Source organism: Tunturibacter empetritectus, assembly GCF_040358985.1.
Taxonomy (GTDB): domain Bacteria; phylum Acidobacteriota; class Terriglobia; order Terriglobales; family Acidobacteriaceae; genus Edaphobacter; species Edaphobacter empetritectus.
Genome location: NZ_CP132932.1, coordinates 4,537,652 through 4,556,336 on the forward strand (window position 1 = coordinate 4,537,652; position 18,685 = coordinate 4,556,336).

Sequence of the window (18,685 nt, forward strand, 5' to 3'; positions counted from 1 at the left end):
TAAAAAATGTACCCCTCCCTCTTCCGCTCCCCCTGAGAGATTTGATTGAAGTTAAGAGGAGGCTGTACGGTTGGATTGAATATGAGCGAGAACCGGAAGTTCAGTCCAGTCGCTTTCTGCCACTAAGTTTGTGATCGTTCCGTGGTCCGCATAAGCGAAGTGCTCTTTGTAAACAGTTTGCAGAGCTACACCAAAGCCCATTAACGACCAGAACCAGATGCCCAGTTGAGGGCCTTCCAGAGCAACGTCGAAGCAGGAGTCAACCACCATGGCGAGCCAGTAGACGAAACACCAGAGCGCGACGCGGGACCATACCACGCGATCGCGCCTCTTGGCGTGGAGCACCATCCTGACCATTTGAAACGCGAAGGTCACTAATAGCGCAATCCAAAGCGCAAACCCTGGAACACCGGACCGCGCGAGAATTGACATGCTCGAGTTGTGGGGTGCTCGCAGGACATGTCCTGCTCCAATCTGAAAACCATCGGAATCGGCTAAATTTACGCCGTATCCTTTTCCAGTCCAGAAATACGAGCCGCCAAAGGTATAGCCTATGATTTTCTTCCACCAATCCAGCCGCCAGTGCGCCGTATTGCTCGTGGCAGTGTTGCTTGAATCCTGAGGGAAAAAGACGCTACTCACGTTGGTTACAAGTTGGTCAAGAGAAAGGGTGCGGGCAGCGCTGATGTGCACCTTAGCTCCCGCCGCGCCGAAGACTAGAAGTACAGCGACAACTCCGCCAGCTAAGATTATTCCCGCACGCCCCCAACTGATCTTTTTGGCCAGCAACGTTACCAGGACGAGAGCTACGATAACCGAAAGCATTCCACCACGATTGACCGACGAAACGAAGACGAATGACACCAGAGCCCCAGCAGCGGTTATCAGGTACCGCACAGAAGCGCGCGGCTTAGAGTCGGTTCGCTGCCATAGCATGTCGAGCGAAAGAAGAAGGAAGGCGAACACTCCCGCCAGATGGGCCCCCATGTCTCCCATTTTTATCGAGAATAAGCGGGTTCCTCCTTCAGTTTCGTCGTCTGCGTGGAGTAGAAAACGGAGCATCATGAGCACACAAAGTATAGGCGTATACCACATGAGAAACCGCCCATACACAGTAGGAACGCGCATCAACATCTTCGGCCGGCGAATCAACAGGCTGGCCGCAAGCAAGAAAAAGATTCCGTAGATCCAGATCGCTGAATCGCGCACTGTATCCACGCCGTAACTGCCCAGATAGGGCAAAGTGCAGCCCAAGTTGAAGACGGCGAAGACAATATAGAGCAGACCTAACGGGGTACGCAGTACAGGCATGATGGCGCCGGGCACCAACGCCAGCAAAATGCCCGGCACAAGAACCAGCTCTCCCACGTAAATCGGTGGGACACCGAAGTGCGCGAAGCCACGGTCCAAGACCATGTACCCCAAAAGCAGCCCCGCCAGCATTTTTAGCCAAAACCTGTACATTGCGTCCTATTCGACCTGCACATTCAACCAAGGCAAGGATCGGGCCTTAGAAGACTCTTACTAATGCGACACGCCGGTATAGATAAGTGCGTTCGAAGCTTGGAAAGCTAGCTGCTTCGTGGTTCCGAGCGTGAGTTTCGTCTTGCTGTTCGGGATATAAACGATATCGTCCGGCTCGAGCGGTTTAGGGTTAGCTTTGCCTGCAACGATGGCTTTGTAGTCGATCGGTATGCTGATCAATCCGTCATCGGTCTTCCGAATGATACGAATCTTCCCCAGGGCAGCGTAGTAGTTCGTATCGAGCGCAAGGGAGATCGCCTGAATGACATTCATGGAACCATCCGGCTGCATCACGTATCCGCCGGGCCGATTTACGGCACCCAGTACATAGACAATTCCTGCTCGATTTACGACGACAGTATCACCTGCACTCACAGTGAATTTCTTGAGGTTGCTGGTGTCACCGTCATGCAGGAATTTAACAACCTCTTCGTCGTGGCTAGATCCATGCCTGAGGATGATGCGGTTGCCTGCGTTGGCAGTGGCCCCGCCAGCGATGGTAATTGCTGTGAGCAAATCGGTTGGCGAGATCAACTCATAGTTGCCAGGAGACTGAACTTCACCCAAGATTGCTGCCTGAGGCGAGACATACTGCGTGATTGAAATCGTAATCTGAGGATTTTTAAGCATCTCAGATTTCGTATAGGCGTTCTCAATTGCTACCCCCGCCTCGGCTTCGTTCATTCCTTGCACATGTACATGTCCGGCGAGAGAAAGATTTATTTCGCCATTTTCACTAACACGGGCGTCCTGATTGAGCTGGGGCTCGTTAAAGACGGATATTTGAAGAAGAAATCCTGGCTGAATTCTAAGCTTCTCCAGGTCGGCAGGCGCTGCAACGATGCCTCCACCCGCTGCATTGGCGCCAAGAGGCCTTCTTCCAAATACGGATTGGGGTTGGGTGTTTGGTAACGGTCCAGTCTGCTGTTGTGGAATCAGTGAAGGAGTCTGTGCTTGGACGAGCCTTGATGGCACTGATGCTGCAAACAAGAGCGATAGAACAAAAAGAGTATGGGTATATGTATTAATTTTTGGCATAGGAGCTGGCAGCGTCCTTTCCGTGATATCCGTAATAACCGTAGAAATTCGACGAGTCGAGCGCCACGTCGTTAACGATGACTCCAAGCAACTTGCTACCGGAATCAAGGAGCGCACGGCATGATCGCTGAAACGCCTGTTTTGGCGTGACTCCAGCGCGTACAACGAGTACTGTTGCGTCCATCATCGGAGCCATGACACTTACGTCCGCGAAGAAAGAGACAGGTGGCGAATCGATCAGGATAAAGTCAAAATTCCGTTTGAGATTCTCGAGCAATTGCCTGAAACGAGGTGACTCAATCAACAGCAGAGGCGACTCCAGCGAACTTCCTGAGGGGAGAACGAAGAGATTGGCTACTGAACTGTGCGGTTGGATGAAGTCGTTGGCATCCCCTTCGCCGGCCAGCAGATCGCTCAAACCCTTTTGTGTATTCTTCCCTGATCGAGTATCTACTTCCGCCCGACGAAGGTCGCTATCGAGGGCGAGCACCCGTGCTCCGCTAAAGGCAAAGGCGCTAGCAAGTTCGATGACAGAATTCGATTTACCATCGCCGTTCATCGGGCTTGTCACGAGAATAGTGCGGAGCGCCGCTCCAGCTGTGTTTATCAAGATCGAGGCACGAATCTGACGATACGCTTCGAGGGAAAGTCTATCTTCATTCTCGATTCTTTGAGAATGCCCGTTGATGACTCTTCCCACGCTGCTAGCCAGCCCTCTAGGGGAAGAGGCCTGTTTGAGCCGCGTGAGGCTGGGTACGGCACCAAGAATCGGCACAGGCGAAACTGCCTCCATCGCCTCAACTGTCTCAAGTGTATGGTCACCACGATTGCGATAGAAGGCCGCTCCCAATCCAAATAACAATCCAGCGCCAAGGCCGAGGGATAGGTTTAAAGGGTAGTTCGGCGAACTTGGAGTTGGCATGGGCAGCGCGCGGTCAACGATGGTAATATTCGCTCCGCGTACACTAGCGGCAACCTCTGCTTCACGGAGCTTCGTTCGCAGGCCTTCGTAAAGAGCACGGTTCCCTTCGGCTTCTTTGCTCAATAGCTGAAACTGAGTCGCCTTATCGTTAAGCTTGTTAGCGTCAGCGACGTTCTGGTCGTAGGTTTGCTTAAGCATCGATTCGTTCTTAGCGGCGAGGGAGTAATCATTTTCCGCTCGCGATCGCAGGTTATCTACTGCACGAGCGATCGAGCTTTGGATGGAGGCCATCTGGCTCTTTGTTTCAACAAGCGTCGGGTAACGAGAGCCATACTTGCTTTCCATATCCGAGTACTGAGCCTTGAGCTGCGCTTCCTGCAACCTCAGACTTTGAAGCACAGCGAGATCCGTACCGGCAACTCCATTAAGCACTTGAGGATTCGATCCTAGTCCCACAATGAGTTCTGGATCGCGGGTGGCCAGGAGTTTGATAATAGCTTCCTTTTGAATTCGCTCCGACTCAGCCTGAACGACAGATTGGTTGAGCGCGACAAGCTTTTGCAAAAGCGGATTTTGTGCGTTATCCGAGCCTGTGCCGACAAACCCAAAGAAACCATTTTCTTTCTCAAAGTCGGTAACCTGCTTGTTAGAAACCGCAACTTGTTGTTTGAGATCCTCGATCTGCTTCTGCAGCCAGTCAGAGGCCTGGACGGCACTCGAGTAATGTCGGGCGATGTAATCGGATATATAAATCCCAATTAGCGAGTTGACGACGGCGGCCGAACGCTTGGGGTCGCGGTCATCAAAGCTTATCTGTACCAGACGCGTGCCCGGAAGAGGTTTGACATTGAGATTCGACTTGAACCGCTTAAGGACTTCGATTCTACGGAGCGGAGCATCTGCCAAAGGCAAATCAGCCTCGGCTGCAAATTTGCCGATCTTTGAAGTCTTATATGGATCGACTGCCTCAAGATTGTTCTGCTGAATTGTTTCCATTGCAAGGCCGTCACTGTGCAACATCTCAGTCAGGGTGGATAGGTTCGTTCCGAGATCGTCTGCTCCGGAATCAGATTCTGGGCTGAAATCGCTTAGGCCGAGCTTATTACCGTCGGCCGACTTCAACTCAACGTGAGCCACGGAACGATAGTTGGGCGTCATGAGGAGCGAGCTTAAGAGCGCTAACGCCAACCCTGCCAAAATGCTCCATAAAATCACAGGCCTTTGACGTCGCAATACACGACTAACATCACCCATCGATAATTCTTCGTGGATTGTGGAGCCAAAGCCACCGTAATGCTCCATTGCTTTTGGTCCCGGACGCGCATCAGGCAGAAGCGGGTTCATTGACATTGAGCGTTATCCCCAAATTATTTTTTGTATTCTGCGAGTGGCTGAATGCGAACGGCCAGATATCAATTCACCCTACGTTCGATTTTCTACGCTTCCGTGACCGCCAACTCAAGATAGACCATCACTACCGAACGTTATGAACTTCCAGCATCATTCTATTATGAACAAGCGTCATGTGTCTCCACAAAACTCTCATCTAGCTTTCACCGTAGGGAAGTTACTTTTCATAAGGGTTACCGTGGTGCAGGCAACCTATGTCGGAAGATGTAGTTGGCCGATTTGTAACGTAGTGGAAAGAAAGCGACCAACAATCAATGACGACAAGGGATCTCTACCGCTTACGGCTTCTGGCCTGCAACATTTTCCAGCAGCGTGATATCGGCGGCCGTATAAGTATCACGGATTTGATCGTCATTCCGGGCCAAAAGGACGTTGGAATGGTACAACCCAACGTCCTGAGTTCCAGGAGCGAAGGGGAATCGCAAGGGGCGGGTCCAGACTTGTCGAATTTTGTTGCCAGCCCGCAATGCGTTCGCGTGAAGCCAGACATCATCCGCTTTAGGGCACAGCTGCATGAACACGGAACCAGCGGCCTTGAGACTGCGAAGCAACGAGCAGGGATAGATGCAACCAGAACCACCGGTAGCAAAATGAAGAAAGCTTGGAGCTGTCGTCCTGCATGGCTGCCAACTTTGATAAGGTGCAACGGCTCGATCTCTGAGCTCTACAATGTGAGCTCGATAGCAACTCACTGACTCTGGATCTGCTTGATGCGATCGTACGAGGCCGGCGAGCCACCAGTCGCAGTACAACATGTCGTCGTCAGCAGTTGCCAAGGGAGTTTCATAAACGTCTGTCGACATCAAATACGGATAGTATTTTTTGTGGGGACCCAGATTCTCACACGGATGGATCTCCAAGCCTCTGCGAACTAATTTCTCAAGTCCAGGCGTTCTTACCGCATCCATCTCATCCTTATCCACCCACAGGATGAGCCTTGAAGGGAGAACCGATCCAGCGGCGATCGATTCCAAGACGAGATGGACTGTCCGGAGCCGATCTCCGTAACTAGTCATCGACACGACAGGGCCGCCAGTCGCAGTCACCGGTGCGATGGATTGGTGGTTGCGTTGGCGCAGTCGAGCCAAAAGAAGTTTCGTGTATTTGGTCTCGTGTCTGAGAAGAAAGAGCCAGGTTCGGACGGCTTCAGAAGATAGAGCAAGCTTCGCGGTATCGAGTGTCAAATAAAAAATCCTCGTGCCTACGTCGGGAAGAAAGGTTGGATCAGAGGAGACCGTATCGACTTGTCTTGTTTGTCTTGAAAATTTTAGCATTGTTCCTAAGGAATCGGGATTCTAAATTTAGGTTGCCACGCTCGCGGATTAATTTCAAAGGTGTTGCGGATCGATGTTGCATCACTCGCAACCACTTGCGTAACAATTTCCAAAATTTGTGTCCGGGAGAGTTTAGTAGGGATCAAAAAAAATCATCGCTCGAATATATATGCCGCGCAGATTACATCTTTTTAGAACCGTCGCATGCGCATAGTTGGTTATAATCTGGAGCAAGAGATCCTATTGTTCTCGATGTCTTTTTGTTGATACAAGCAAGGCTTCCGAGCCATCAAAATAGTATTCCGCTGCGGCATCGTGAAATCTGTCGAGATGGGTTCAATGCGTGCTTAACTGCATTAGTGCCTGTTAGACGCCCGTTTCGAAGCGTGGATCTGGAACGTCCTTATTAGCTCTTCGTAATTGACAGTCTGGTGATGTCGTTAATCTCTATCTGAATGCCCAAGAACTTAAGGTCACGCTAATGCTAGCAGCCATCCAAAGGTCGATCATAAGACTTCACAACAGATCTGATAGTGTTCGGCTTCCCGCGTACTCGGTGCACATGGATGCGATTCGAGCTATCGCTGCTTTTCTCGTTCTTGCCGGTCATGCGAGGATGCTCTTCTTTGGCGAACACCAACTTCATAGAAACCCTGCAGCGGCAGGGGCGAGCGCACTTGGCTTAGGCGGCCAGGCGGTGATGGTTTTCTTTGTGCTGAGTGGATTTCTGGTTGGCGGCAGCGCATGGCGCTCGATTCAAGAAGGTAGATGGTCCTGGCGCAAGTATCTTTTCCAAAGAATGACCCGGCTGTGGATCGTCCTGATCCCGGCACTGATCGTTGGGGGGATTTTTGACCATGTTGGCATGCAGTTTCTCTATAGCAATGGAGGTATCTATTCAGCGCCGCCGGGTCAGGGGATGATCGAGCCAACTCTTGGAGCTGCAATGGGATTAAAAGTGTTGGCCGGCAATGCCTTCTTCTTTCAAAAGATTCTAGTTCCCTCCTACGGAACTAACGCGGCAATGTGGAGTTTGGCAAACGAGTTCTGGTACTACATGCTCTTTCCCCTCTTACTCTTGATTTTCGTAGGCCGAACGCCGGTCATTCTACGTGTGCTGTTTGGGTTAATCGCCGCCTGCATTCTTATGCTGATTGGAATAAAAATTGCCGGCCTGTTTTTGGTGTGGCTGTTGGGCTTTGGGGTTTCGACCTTGGAGTTAACGATTCCGCCGAGGTTCAGGCGTCCCGCTACGATCGTTGCCTTGCTTCAATTCTTAGCTGTGGTTACAGTCCTACGCCGGTATCAGACACACTTCGTATTGACTGCCAGCGCGATTGGCCTGAGCTTCGCACTATTTCTTTACGTGATTCTGCATGCGAGGCAGCCTGTCAATAGTCTTTCCTACCAGAGAGTTGCGACAACATTGTCTAAATCTTCCTACACTCTCTACCTGGTGCACCTGCCGTTTCTAGTGTTCCTGGTAGGTTTGGTCAACAAGCCCTGGCACGCGTGGCCCAAACGGCCGACGTACTTGTTGTTGTCGATCTTATTCGTGGTGATCGCATATTCTTACGCATGGATTATGTATTTGCTCTTCGAGCGCAACACCGATGCGATCCGCAAGCGGCTTTTTGAAAGAAGAAGCTTAGCGGCGCCCGCTGTGAGATCGTAGCCGTTCCGACGCTTATCCGATCTTTCTGCTCACTATCAAGTGAATAGGGTCATACGTATGAGGGACGGTGAGCCTCAATACATTCCTGAAAGGCAGCCATGAGTTGTTGATAGTTTTGCTCTTCGGTGTAGAGAGCAAGATATCTTGCCCTGGCTTGAAGTCTCAACGACCTAAGACGGTCCGGATCAGATGTGAGGCTGCTGACGACAGAGGCAAGTTCTACACTATCTCCGGGCCGGTACAGGAGACCGGTCACGCCGTCTTCAACCATTGCCTGCATAGGTGGCGTAGCGGCTGCGATGACTGGCGTTCCTTTGGAGTAAGCTTCGACGATTGTGCGGCCGAATGGCTCATACCACTCTGACGGAAAGATCAGAAAAGCAGCATTGCCCAAGTATTCGCATACGTCGGAGAGCGACCTGCGGCCTAGATATTCGATACGTGAATCGGCTTCAGAAGCTTCCCTGACGATTGATTCGAGAGGGCCGTCGCCGATAAGCTTCAGACGCACCGGTTGCAGAATGTTCTTCCAGGCTTTGAGCAGAGAACGAACACCTTTTTCCTCTGTGAGACGTCCGACATACAGGCCGTAGCCGCCTGAACCGTCGCCGACCCCGGTGTCCGAGATAAAGTTCGGTTTGACTATAATTCTATCTTCGGGAAATCCACCTGCGACCAATTGTTGTTTTACAAAGCTACTGACTGCTATGAACCTATCGACCGAGTCTCCCCACACCCCACGCAGATGAGCGTAGACATTGCTGGCGACTACTGCGGCTGACTGCAGATAGCTCTTCCGATAGCAACGATGTTGAATGGCGGAGAGGGCTACCTTACTGCCAACGCATGTAGTGCAGACGTGGCCATCGCGAAACAGGTTAGCGGAAGGGCAGACGAGCCTGTAGTTTCTTACCGAAAGAGCGGTTGGGATACCCATCTCTTTTGCGGCACGAAAGATTGAGGGAGAGAGACGAGGGAAAAAGTTATCCACCTTCATAATGTCCGGCCGTTCCGACCGAATGAGCTGTTTTATGTTATCGAACTCTTTAGAATTCCAGATGGATTGCAAGCCTACAGTGATCAGGTTCTCAGAACGAATTTCAGCATTGTCCAAGACATACTCAATGACTTCCTCTCCGCGGGAACGAAGCATCGAGATTTCCTGCTCTCTGGACTCGTCTTCTCCACCTCGGTAGATATATCGATTGTGTAGAAACAGAATCCGCATCAGGCCTCAAGATCTATGAATATTCAGTTGGGATACAGTCGCTCTGTCCATTGTGCCTTTTGGTCTGGACTTATGAGTGAGAAAGATCTCTCACTCCATTCCCTCGGTCGGAAGTTGAGTGCCGCTGACGGATTGACGCGTCAAGTGACAAGATGCAGGTCCGCCCAATGTCTGCGAACGGTTTCTGAATAATGCAGTGACACGCGACTACTTAAGGGCTACTTAATTTTCTGGCGAACAAAATCGTAGAAGATAGGTGGCGTAAATTTACGGGCGAGGCTGCGCACGGTGGGTTTCGGCCCATAGATATCAGGCGCATACATGGAGCTGTGTACACCTTTTTCCTTCCCGAGGATGCCTCCTGCTGTGTTGTAGTAGGCCATGAAAGAGTAGCGCGAACGGCCTGACGGTTCTACTACCGGATTGACGCCATGAAAAGACGTCCGAGAGACCTCCATCAGTAGAGTTCTATTAAAAACAGGCTCAATCTCTGCAACTTTACGGCTTGCGTCTTTATTCCACAATTCGAGTTGTCCACCGTACTTCGGAGACCAATCCTGATTAAGGTAGATGATCAGCGCGAGGCGGCGCGTCAAACCGCTGGTGAGGTCCTCGTTTGAGTCGATGTGAACATCAAACTTTCCTTTTGGAGGGATAATGCTGTAGCCGGCGCCGTGCATATATGGATCAGGCAGCAGGTTCCAGATCCCCGTGATCTCGGATAAGAGATAAAGAAATGGGGCCGAGTGAAGAAGTGCGACGAGCTGAAATCCTGCCTCGCCGAGCAAAACGGCAGACTTCTGACCGAACTTCTCGATTTTATGGGTGTTATGGTGTACCCAGTCGGACCTCTTGGCTACCGACATCTCGTTCATTACAGTAGTTAGCCGGTCGGGTTCGAACAGATTATCAATGGTGAGATAAGGAAAAGGCGAGTTACTCCGATATCGTTCGGCTAAGCTTGCAGAGCTCTCTGGGATGGAAAGTTGATCAAGCCGAGTTGAGACGTCTCGAATGCTAGTTTCGTTTTGCATATCGCTCCCTGACACCGACGCAGTGGGTTGCATTCTTGATAGAACCGAACCATTGGTGGGTTCATTGCTCCTCCGCCGGGCCGTTACCTCATCCCTGTGAGGGAAATGAATTTCCTATAATTAGGAAAAACTCTGGTACTTCAAGTTATCTAAAGCTCCATAATGCCTTTTTGTATGCATTGATTTTCGTCTTTCGAGGGAAAGTCAATGCCAACAACACTTATGTGTGCAATTGCAATGCCAAATAGCTACTAGCGGAAAATCACCGCAAGTCATGATTGACGAGCTTTAGAAAGAAGTTCTTACGGCTGATGACCATAACCCAAGCTGTTGGCCATCTTGAGGGACGGGCCTACGTTCGTATGCGACGTCGTAAGAAATTCTCATACAAGTTACAGCTGTAGTACAGCGGCCGGTTGGCCCGACAATTGCATTATTTCAGAATAACGGCGCTCACTGAGAAGCCCTTCTCAAACCGTCCGCTCTATTGTGACGGGCTCCGTAATTAGTTACCGTAGTTACGTTAGGTAACCTAAATTTCAAAAGTTGAACACGCATCATAGAGGCAAAGCGCTAATTGAAGGGATGCCAATGACATTGTCGAATAGAGGTATCTTTCTGGAATTAGTAAAACTTAGCGATATTTTACTTCTCTTTTGCAGTTTGGCGGCAGCTTATGTTGTCACCTCCGGGCATCAGGCTTTTGGTTTACCTAGGTCCCTGGTGACACATCATCCTGTTGAAGTATTTCTGGCGACGCTGTTATTGGGCATAGTATGGCACGGAGTTTTATATTCGAATAAGTTCTATCGCTCCAGAAGAGTGGATGGATTCCTCATGGAGGCGATGGATGTATTTCTTGCGAGCGCCTTGTGCGCTGCAGCCTGCTTTGCCTGGCTGTGGGTCATAAGTTCCCGCGCGACACGTACTTATCATGCAAATGAGCTCGCTTCAACTGCGGTCGTTTTTGGGATCGTCAGCTTTACGGTCTTCCTCTCGACACGATTTCTGGGACGGACTACGGCGCACACACTTCGTTCCAAAGGCTATAACCTTCGCCATGTATTGATCGTTGGGACGAATCGTCGGGCCCACGCTTTTGCACAGGATGTACTGCGGCACCCGGAGTGGGGTTACGATGTGCGGGGCTTCATTGACGGCCAATGGTGGTTCCAGGAGACGGCTACATCCGGTCTAGGGAACCTTCTTGGGGATCTGGAGACGATTCCGTCGCTGCTGCGAACAATGCCTATCGACGAAGTGATCGTGACCTTGCCACTCGCGTCGTTTTACCAGCAGATTGCAGAGGTGGTGGCTACGTGCCGCGACCATGGGATCACGGTACGGGGAGTGGGATCATTCTTCGATCAGGAACAGGCACATCGAACTGCCTACCTTCCGGGTGGCATTGGCACCATTACTCTGCACGATGAGTCTTGGAATGCGTGGGGATCGATGATAAAGCGAGTAACCGATGCGGTCGTTTCGGCGGTGCTTTTGCTGGCCCTTGCTCCTGTCTTTTTCATCGTTGCGTTATTGATCAGGTTGACCTCGAAGGGTCCGGTCTTCTTTCGTCAGACCAGAATTGGCTATGGCAAACGACCTTTCGAGATTCTGAAGTTTAGGACAATGGTGTCGGATGCCGAGAAGTTGATGGCCCAGGTGGAGCATTTGAACGAGACGAAAGGTCCCACCTTCAAGCTGAAGAATGATCCTCGTATAACACCCCTGGGCAGGTTTCTACGGAAGTCAAGTCTTGACGAGATTCCTCAACTCATCAATGTGTTTCGTGGAGACATGAGTCTTGTCGGCCCACGGCCACTTCCCGTGAGAGATTATGAAGGTTTTACGAAGGACTGGCACAGGAGACGATTCAGCGTCAAACCCGGAATTACTTGTTTGTGGCAGGTGATGGGGAGAAGCTCGATCAGCTTCGATGAGTGGATGGCTTTGGATATGCGTTACATCGACCAGTGGTCGGTATGGCTCGATATCAAGATCCTGTTTCAAACTATTCCTGCAGTCTTTCGTGGCTCCGGGGCAGTGTAAATACAGATCTCCGACAACACCAGTTGGTATGGCGGCTCGCGACTAAGAAGGACTCCTAGTAGACATGACGCGAGAGCGCCTGACATCTACTCGGAGTCTTTTTTGCGTGTTGATTCGCGGAGCGCGGTGAGTTGGGGATGGAGAAGCTTGGCTGTGAGCGAGCGGGTCAGGGCTTCGACGGCGTCACGCTGTTGGGCGGTGAGGTCGGCGAGCTTGGATTGGGAGCGGTCTAGTTCGGCCTGGCGGAGCTGCTCGGCCTGCTGCTGAAGGGCTTTGATGGCGGGGACTGCGTCGCGGGATTGAAGACGCTCCTGATACTTGTCTACTTCCCTGCTGACGATAATCTCGGCGGCGGCGACTTCGCGACCGCGATCGGCCAGATTGGCGGCGGCTACCTGCTGGAGATCGTCGATGTCATAGACGAAGCAGCCTTCGACCTCGTTCATGCGTGGGTCGACGTCGCGGGGGACGGCGATGTCGATGAAGAACATGGGCCGATTGCGGCGGCGATGGAGGAAGTGCTGGCCGTGGGAGCGACCGAAGATCTTTTGGGGGGCGCCGGTGGAGGTGATGACGATGTCTGCACGGTCAGCCTGCTCGTAGAGGGCTTCGAAGGAAATGGCTTCGGTGTGAACGGTGAGGCTGCTGAAGTCGGAGGCTATTTTTTCAGCACGGGATTGGGTGCGGTTGGTGACAAGGATGGAGGATGCGCCCTGCTGGATGAGATGACGGGCGGCTAACTCGGACATTTTGCCGGCACCCACCAGAAGGACAGTCTTTCCGTAGAGGGAGCCGAAGATCTTCCTGGCGAGATCGACGGCTACCGAGGCTATGGAGACGGAGCTTGAGCCAATTTGAGTTTCGGTGCGGATTTTTTTGGCGACAGTGAAGGTGCGTTGCATCAGGGCTTCGAGGTGGCTGGAGACGGCGCCGGCGTCACGGGCCACGGTGTAGGCCTCTTTGACCTGGCCGAGGATCTGGGGTTCGCCGACGACCATGCTGTCGAGCGAACTGGCGACGCGGAAAAGATGGCGGACGGCTTCGCGCTCGCGAAACTCGTAGAGATGCGGTTGGATGTCGTGCGGTGGAACGGCGAAGTACTCGTGCAGGAAGCGGAGGAGGTCGGTTTTGTCCTGTGCCGATGCGGCTTCGGCGTCGTCCTGGAGGGTAAGGAGCTCGACCCGGTTGCAGGTGGAGAGGATGAGGCCTTCGCGGACGCCGGGCTGGTGGAGAAGGGTGCGGGTGGCGTCGGCGAGGCGTTCAGCGGGGATGGCGAGACGCTCGCGTACCTCGATTGGTGCGGTGTTGTGGTTGATGCCGAGGAGGACGAGACGGCCCTGTGTGGATGTGGGCTTGGCTTGGTTCATGGGGCGCTAAACCTGTGGACTGCGGAGAACTGGTTTGCCACCCACACGGTGAGTATGACCAGGAAGACGAAGCTGGAGAGGTAGACGGCTCGGCGGCCTCGGAGGCCTGAGATTCGGCGGATATGGATCATCGCCACGTAAACCAGCCACATGGCGAATGCGAGAAGGATCTTGGGGTCGCGGAAGTAAGAAGCACCGACGGTGGCCTGGGCGATGAGCGAACCGATGAGAAGGCCGGCGGTCATACAAGGTAGGCCGAAGAGGAGGGCTTTGAGGGCGATCTGATCGGTAGTTTCAAGCGGTGGCAGCCATGAGATGGTTGGCGATTTTTGCTTGAGGCGGCGCTCCTGCACCAGGTAGAGAAGCGACGCCAGCATGGAGAGGAAGAGAGCGGCGTAGGCGGCAAGAAGAAGAGCAACGTGGAGGAAGATCCAGCCGGTGTGAAGAATTGGGAAGGTGGTGCTCTCCTGACCCGGATGAAAGGCCGGGAGTAGGCAAAAAAGGAAGCAGATGGGCAGCAGGAAGATGCCGAGCGAAACGGTGCGGTAGCGGGCATAGACCAAGAGAAAGGCCAAGGCGAGAAGAAGGCCCAGGAAAGACTGAGTTTCGTGGGTATCTACTGGAAGGCGATGGTGGGCCGCGTTGAGCATCTCGGCCAACGAGACGAAGTGGAAGAATACTGCGGCTACAGTGGCGGGGACGGCGATGTGGCGCCAGCGGGGGCGGTCATATAGGGCCGCCGGCAGGACCGCAAGCGCGGCGATGCCGTAGAGTAAGACCGCGACTCTGAGCCAGAAAAGAGACATAAGTGACGTACTTCGCGGAGTTTTCCGCAAACATCGAGTATATCGCTTATGAGTTTGATTCTGCGTGGGTGCAGCCGGTTTCGCCCGATCTTATTCGGCGGCGCGAGCCTGTCTGAGAGAGGGGCAAGGTGTAGATATCTTTGAGGTTACCTTGAGGGTTCTTTCGAGACTTGCCTATTGCACCAATGCCAGCGTGGCTGGCGGTCAACGTCGTTTCAGGGGCTTGATTACCGAACGGCGATGGACATTGCGTGGAGACGATAGATCCCGTAGGCGAGGAACATCCAAGCGATCGTGGAGCAGAGCAGGCCGAAGACGATTCCTGCGGCTGCGCTTGAACCCTTGTGGAGGTCCTTTTGGGGGACATCTTCGGTTTTGATTCGGGTTGAAGGGGTGAGATTCAGGTTGATCGCTACCGGCATTGTGACTCTGGCCATAGTCCTGTCCTTTTGGAACGAGGACGACAGTACAGGGACGCGAGTTCGATGGGACATCCCCCGAAGGATGTACGGGGGAATCTTGCGGGGATCGGGAGGATTTTAATTTGGGGATGAATTGACGATTTTGCAGGGTTTTTTGAGTTTTTTGTGGTGTTTGCTGTGGTGAAAACGTGGTGAGATCGTGGTGGAATGCGTGGTAGAAGTGGTGTTTTGACATCGCTTTTTCGGTCTCTGAAAAATGCGCCACTGTTTTTGACTTTATTTTTAGAGTGGGGCGGGAAGGCGTCCAAGGTGAGAGATCAGGAGTTGGTATAGAGGCCGAAAGAACAAGCAACCGCAAGGACAAACGCAAATGCGGGGGTTCTTCGCTTCGCTCAGAATCACAGACATTCTCTTCCCTTACGTCATCATCCAATCTGCTCCAAGAGCCCGGATCAGGAGTTTACGAGGATGCGGTAGACCCATTGGGTAGGGGGCGGTGCTGGGGCCTGGGTGATGGCAACCAGATCTGAGTGTCGATCGCTCAGGCTGCAGGCTGGGTCGGTGTTGGCGGCATCGCCGGTTAGCTGGAAGGCCTGGCAGCGGCAGCCTCCAAAGTCAACTTCCTTGCGGTCGCAAGCGGCGCATGGGTCTTTCATCCAGCTTTGGCCACGGAAGCGGTTGAAAGCTGGAGATTGTTGCCAGAGCCATTGCAGGGGGTGGTTGCGGACGGAGTCAAACTCCAGGCCGGGGATGATGGCGGCGGCGTGGCATGGGAGAGCTAGTCCGGCGGGGTCGATGAGGATCATCTGACGACCCCAGCCGCCGACGCAGGGTTTGGGGTAGCGGGCGTAGTAGTCGGGAAAGACGGCTTGCAGTTGAATGCGCCCGCTGAGGCGGGATTGGGCCTCTTTGATGAGTTGGACGGAGTGCTCTACCTGGCTGGGGGTGGGCATAAGCCGGTCACGGTTTTTGAGAGCCCAGCCGTAGTACTGGACGTGGGCTACTTCGATTCTCTGCGGGTCGAGAGATTCGGCGAGCGCGAGGATGGCTTCGAGACGGTCGAGGTTGTCGCGGTGAACGACTACGTTGACGGTGAAGGCTATGTCTTGTTGGCGGATGAGGGCGGCGAGTTTGAGCTTGTGGGCGTGGGCTCGGGCGCCGGCGAATTCGTTGGCCTTTTCTTCGTCTGCGTCCTGGAGGCTTAGCTGGATGTGTTCGAGGCCGGCGTCTTTGAGTTCGCTCATGCGGTCGGCGGTGAGGCCGAGGCCTGAGGTGATCATGTTGACGTAGAGGTTCGCTTCCCTGCCCGCAGCGACTAACTTCGTTATGTCCGGTCGCGCGAGGGGTTCTCCTCCGGTGAGGTGGAGGTGGAGTACGCCCAGGGCTGAGGCTTGTTGGAAGACTCTGGTCCAGTCTTCGGTGGATAGCTCTTTGTCGGCGGACTGCATCTTGAGGGGGTTCGAGCAGTAGACGCAGTGCAGGGGGCAGCGGTGGGTTACTTCGGCTACGAGCGAGAGTGGACCGGGGATTGTCGACATATTCTTCTTACAAGAAAATTGTATGCTCAGGTGCGCCCTGCGCGGGCTGCGGTCACTTCGTGACGCGTATACCCCTTCGGTTGGCGATTCCGTTGGTCGCGATCACGAATCTTTCCCAGCCGCGGCGAAGCCGGTATACATGTCACGAAGTGACCGCTCCGCGCGTAGCGGTCCCGGCCGGAAGGCCATTCCTTTCCTCTAGTCCTTGTAGAGTAGGACGCTGCGGGCGTGGAGTTTTTCGAGGAACTGGTTTACTTCGGCGGCGATTTGCGAGGAGTCGGTTGCGGGGTGCTTTTGTTGGAGGAGCGTGGTGATCGCGTTGACTGAGCGCTGTCCGTCGATGAGGCTGATGATCTCACTGGCTGCTCCCTTGAGTCGGAGTGCGCCTTCAGGGACAAGAAGCATTGCTTCGTCGGGCGAGACGGTGCGTACGCGACAGCCTACTGCGAGACGCGGGATGCTTGTGTCGGTAGAGGGTTCGCTCATGATGCCTCGGGGCGGAAGATATCGGGCTGCGGGGGGAGTGATCCCGGCTCGACGTAGCAGTAGTGCAACGCGTCGAGTTGGGCCCAGAGGAGAGCGCACTTTCGTTCGAGGGAGCGGACTACTGAGGCTTGCAGGTGAGGGGTGTCGGCGTGCTCGGCGGCGTAGTCGAAGGCGAAGGCGGCGTCTTCTGGGGCCTGAGTGAGACGGCCCTGGAAGTAGGCGAGGCCGTTTTGCAGCCAGGGGTAGTGTTTCGCTAAAGCGTCCATGCGTAAAGCGATCAATTGGCCGGCGAAGAGTTCGGTGAGCGAGGAGGAGACGGCTTCGAGCAGGGTGTTATGGGTGACGAGGTCAATGTAGGCGTCGACGGCGTAGCGAACACCGGGGAGGATGGCCTGGGTGCTGATGACGTAGTCGCGGTCGAGTCCGGCAGCCTCTGCGAGTTGCAGCCACTTTTCGATACCGCCTGCACCGTCGCCGTCGTGATCCCCATCATGATCAACGATGCGTTTTCGCCATGCGCGGCGAAAGGCTACGTCTTCGGACTTGGAGAGGATGATGGCGTCTTTAATGGGAATGCGGCTCTGGTAGTAGAAACGATTCAGCACCCAGGCCTGCATCTGGCCGCGTGTTAGCTGGCCTGCATGCATGCGGATGTGGAAGGGGTGCTGGTGGTGATACATCGCCTCGCCTACCTGCTGGAGGCGCTGGCGCAGCTCGGTTTTACTCAGTAGAACCGGCTCTGTTTGAGCTACAGCGTTATCTCTAGTCCGTCCCATGCCACCTCCCAGCCTGCGTCCTCGACGGTGCGACGCTCTGAACTTTGTTCCTGCAAGATCGGGTTGGTGTTGTTGATGTGTGTGTAGATCTTGCGTGTGTTGATGAGATCTTTGAGGGTTGCGAGAGAGCCGTCCGGGCCGTCTATTGGAAGGTGGCCCATGGAGCGCGCTAAGGGTGTTCCGGGTTGAATCTTTTGCAGTTCGTCATCGCTCCAAAATGTTCCGTCTATGAAGATAGTCGAACATGTGGAGAGACGCTCCTTCAAGGCACTCGTTATCGCGGGTAGCGCTGGGAGATAGGCTGCCCTGTTTCCGTGAGGATCTTCGAAGATCAGTCCGATCGTCGCGCCGATTGGGTCGAGAGAGGCGCGGTCTGCTTCGCTGATGTAGGTTGGGAGATTGCTTGATAACGCGATCGGTGTGCAGGTGAGACCGCCGCCTACTTGAAAGCTGACGTCCGGTTCGATCTCGGTCCAGCGGGTCTGTCCAGGGAGGCGATCGAGCATCTGGAAGAAGCTGTTTTTTTTGAGGATGCTGATGACCGGGCTCGTCGCGTAGATGCGGACGGGGGTGAACTCGCGCATGAGGAGAAGGCCGAGGACATGGTCGAGATCCGCGCTGGTGAGGATGATTCCGGCGACAGGAGTGTTGCGCAGGCCCTCTGCGGGGTCTGGGTGAATCTCAGGATTGTTGAGGAGTTGCTGGCGAAGGTCGGGGGAGGCGTTGATAAGGAACCACACGTCGTCATCTGCGCTGACGGCTAGTTGCGACTGGGTTCTGGGTTGGATGTTGGGATGATTTTGCCGAGCGGCGGAACAGTTCTTGCAGGTACAGTTCCATTGCGGAAGGCCGCCACCTGCGGCGGCCCCCAGGACTTTAATCCTCACGGGAACTCTGCTTAGAGTTCTACGGGAGCGTAGGAGTTGATCTCGCAGTTAAGGGTAACTTCTTCAAAGTCGGGCGTGGCCCAGGTTGACTGTGTCATAAGAACCTCTTTGGACGATCTAATGCTGCTGGTTATGAGTGTACCGCATTGGGCTTTGGGTAAAGGCAAAACAGACAACTGCGTGCTGCGCGCACGGCGCGATCTGCCATCGAGGCTGACGCGCCTTCAGCGCCTATTCTTGTTGTGTGAT

General features: G+C 53.7%; 15 protein-coding genes. 2 read left to right on the plus strand and 13 right to left on the minus strand.

The window, feature by feature from the left end:
* Nucleotides 1-51: 51 nt before the first annotated feature.
* The 4 genes from RBB75_RS19055 to RBB75_RS19070 all read right to left on the minus strand — a co-directional run bounded on the left by RBB75_RS19055 (nt 52) and on the right by RBB75_RS19070 (nt 6,168).
* Nucleotides 52-1,464: an O-antigen ligase family protein gene (locus RBB75_RS19055; RefSeq protein WP_179638196.1), complete on the minus strand. Its 1,413-nt coding sequence runs from the start codon at nt 1,462-1,464 to the stop codon at nt 52-54.
* Between the two features lie 60 nt (nt 1,465-1,524).
* Nucleotides 1,525-2,562, minus strand: coding sequence for a polysaccharide biosynthesis/export family protein (locus RBB75_RS19060; protein ID WP_179638197.1), 1,038 nt, complete (start codon nt 2,560-2,562; stop codon nt 1,525-1,527).
* On the minus strand, nt 2,549-4,828 hold the full coding sequence (locus tag RBB75_RS19065; RefSeq protein WP_179638198.1) for a GumC family protein: 2,280 nt from the start codon (nt 4,826-4,828) through the stop codon (nt 2,549-2,551). The genes RBB75_RS19060 and RBB75_RS19065 overlap by 14 nt, the downstream gene beginning before the upstream one ends.
* Nucleotides 4,829-5,172: 344 nt before the next feature.
* Nucleotides 5,173-6,168, minus strand: coding sequence for a hypothetical protein (locus RBB75_RS19070; RefSeq protein ID WP_353068978.1), 996 nt, complete (start codon nt 6,166-6,168; stop codon nt 5,173-5,175).
* A 562-nt stretch (nt 6,169-6,730) separates the two neighbouring features.
* Here RBB75_RS19070 and RBB75_RS19075 point away from each other — a divergent pair.
* Nucleotides 6,731-7,843 carry an acyltransferase family protein gene (locus RBB75_RS19075; RefSeq protein WP_179638199.1) on the plus strand — a complete coding sequence of 371 codons (1,113 nt, stop codon included), beginning with the start codon at nt 6,731-6,733 and terminating at the stop codon, nt 7,841-7,843.
* Nucleotides 7,844-7,892: 49 nt separating this feature from the next.
* Here RBB75_RS19075 and RBB75_RS19080 read toward each other — a convergent pair whose 3' ends face one another.
* Nucleotides 7,893-8,996, minus strand: a complete 1,104-nt coding sequence (locus RBB75_RS19080; protein WP_179638200.1) for a glycosyltransferase — start codon at nt 8,994-8,996, stop codon at nt 7,893-7,895.
* Nucleotides 8,997-9,289: 293 nt separating this feature from the next.
* Complete coding sequence (locus RBB75_RS19085; protein WP_179638201.1) at nt 9,290-10,105, minus strand: 2OG-Fe(II) oxygenase; 816 nt, start codon at nt 10,103-10,105, stop codon at nt 9,290-9,292.
* A 585-nt stretch (nt 10,106-10,690) separates the two neighbouring features.
* Between RBB75_RS19085 and RBB75_RS19090 the strand changes: the two genes are divergently transcribed.
* Nucleotides 10,691-12,154, plus strand: a complete 1,464-nt coding sequence (locus RBB75_RS19090) for a sugar transferase (protein WP_353068979.1) — start codon at nt 10,691-10,693, stop codon at nt 12,152-12,154.
* 86 nt (nt 12,155-12,240) lie between these two features.
* Here the strand turns inward: RBB75_RS19090 and hemA are convergent, their stop codons facing one another.
* The 7 genes from hemA to pqqB all read right to left on the minus strand — a co-directional run bounded on the left by hemA (nt 12,241) and on the right by pqqB (nt 18,436).
* On the minus strand, nt 12,241-13,521 hold the full coding sequence (gene hemA, locus RBB75_RS19095) for a glutamyl-tRNA reductase (protein ID WP_179638203.1): 1,281 nt from the start codon (nt 13,519-13,521) through the stop codon (nt 12,241-12,243).
* A complete protein-coding gene (locus RBB75_RS19100) occupies nt 13,518-14,327 on the minus strand; it encodes a cytochrome C assembly family protein (RefSeq protein WP_179638204.1) in 810 nt (269 codons plus the stop codon). The genes hemA and RBB75_RS19100 overlap by 4 nt, the downstream gene beginning before the upstream one ends.
* Before the next feature lie 227 nt (nt 14,328-14,554).
* Nucleotides 14,555-14,764 (minus strand): hypothetical protein, encoded by a 210-nt coding sequence (locus RBB75_RS19105; protein WP_179638205.1) that lies wholly within the window; start codon nt 14,762-14,764, stop codon nt 14,555-14,557.
* Between the two features lie 437 nt (nt 14,765-15,201).
* Entirely contained in the window at nt 15,202-16,287 is a 1,086-nt protein-coding gene (gene pqqE, locus RBB75_RS19110; RefSeq protein WP_353068980.1) for a pyrroloquinoline quinone biosynthesis protein PqqE, read from the minus strand.
* A 198-nt stretch (nt 16,288-16,485) separates the two neighbouring features.
* A complete protein-coding gene (gene pqqD, locus RBB75_RS19115) occupies nt 16,486-16,773 on the minus strand; it encodes a pyrroloquinoline quinone biosynthesis peptide chaperone PqqD (RefSeq protein WP_353068981.1) in 288 nt (95 codons plus the stop codon).
* Nucleotides 16,770-17,549 carry a pyrroloquinoline-quinone synthase PqqC gene (pqqC, locus tag RBB75_RS19120; protein WP_353068982.1) on the minus strand — a complete coding sequence of 260 codons (780 nt, stop codon included), beginning with the start codon at nt 17,547-17,549 and terminating at the stop codon, nt 16,770-16,772. Before pqqC ends, pqqD begins: the two co-directional genes overlap by 4 nt.
* Nucleotides 17,522-18,436 carry a pyrroloquinoline quinone biosynthesis protein PqqB gene (gene pqqB, locus RBB75_RS19125; RefSeq protein WP_353068983.1) on the minus strand — a complete coding sequence of 305 codons (915 nt, stop codon included), beginning with the start codon at nt 18,434-18,436 and terminating at the stop codon, nt 17,522-17,524. The genes pqqC and pqqB overlap by 28 nt, the downstream gene beginning before the upstream one ends.
* Nucleotides 18,437-18,685 lie beyond the last annotated feature (249 nt).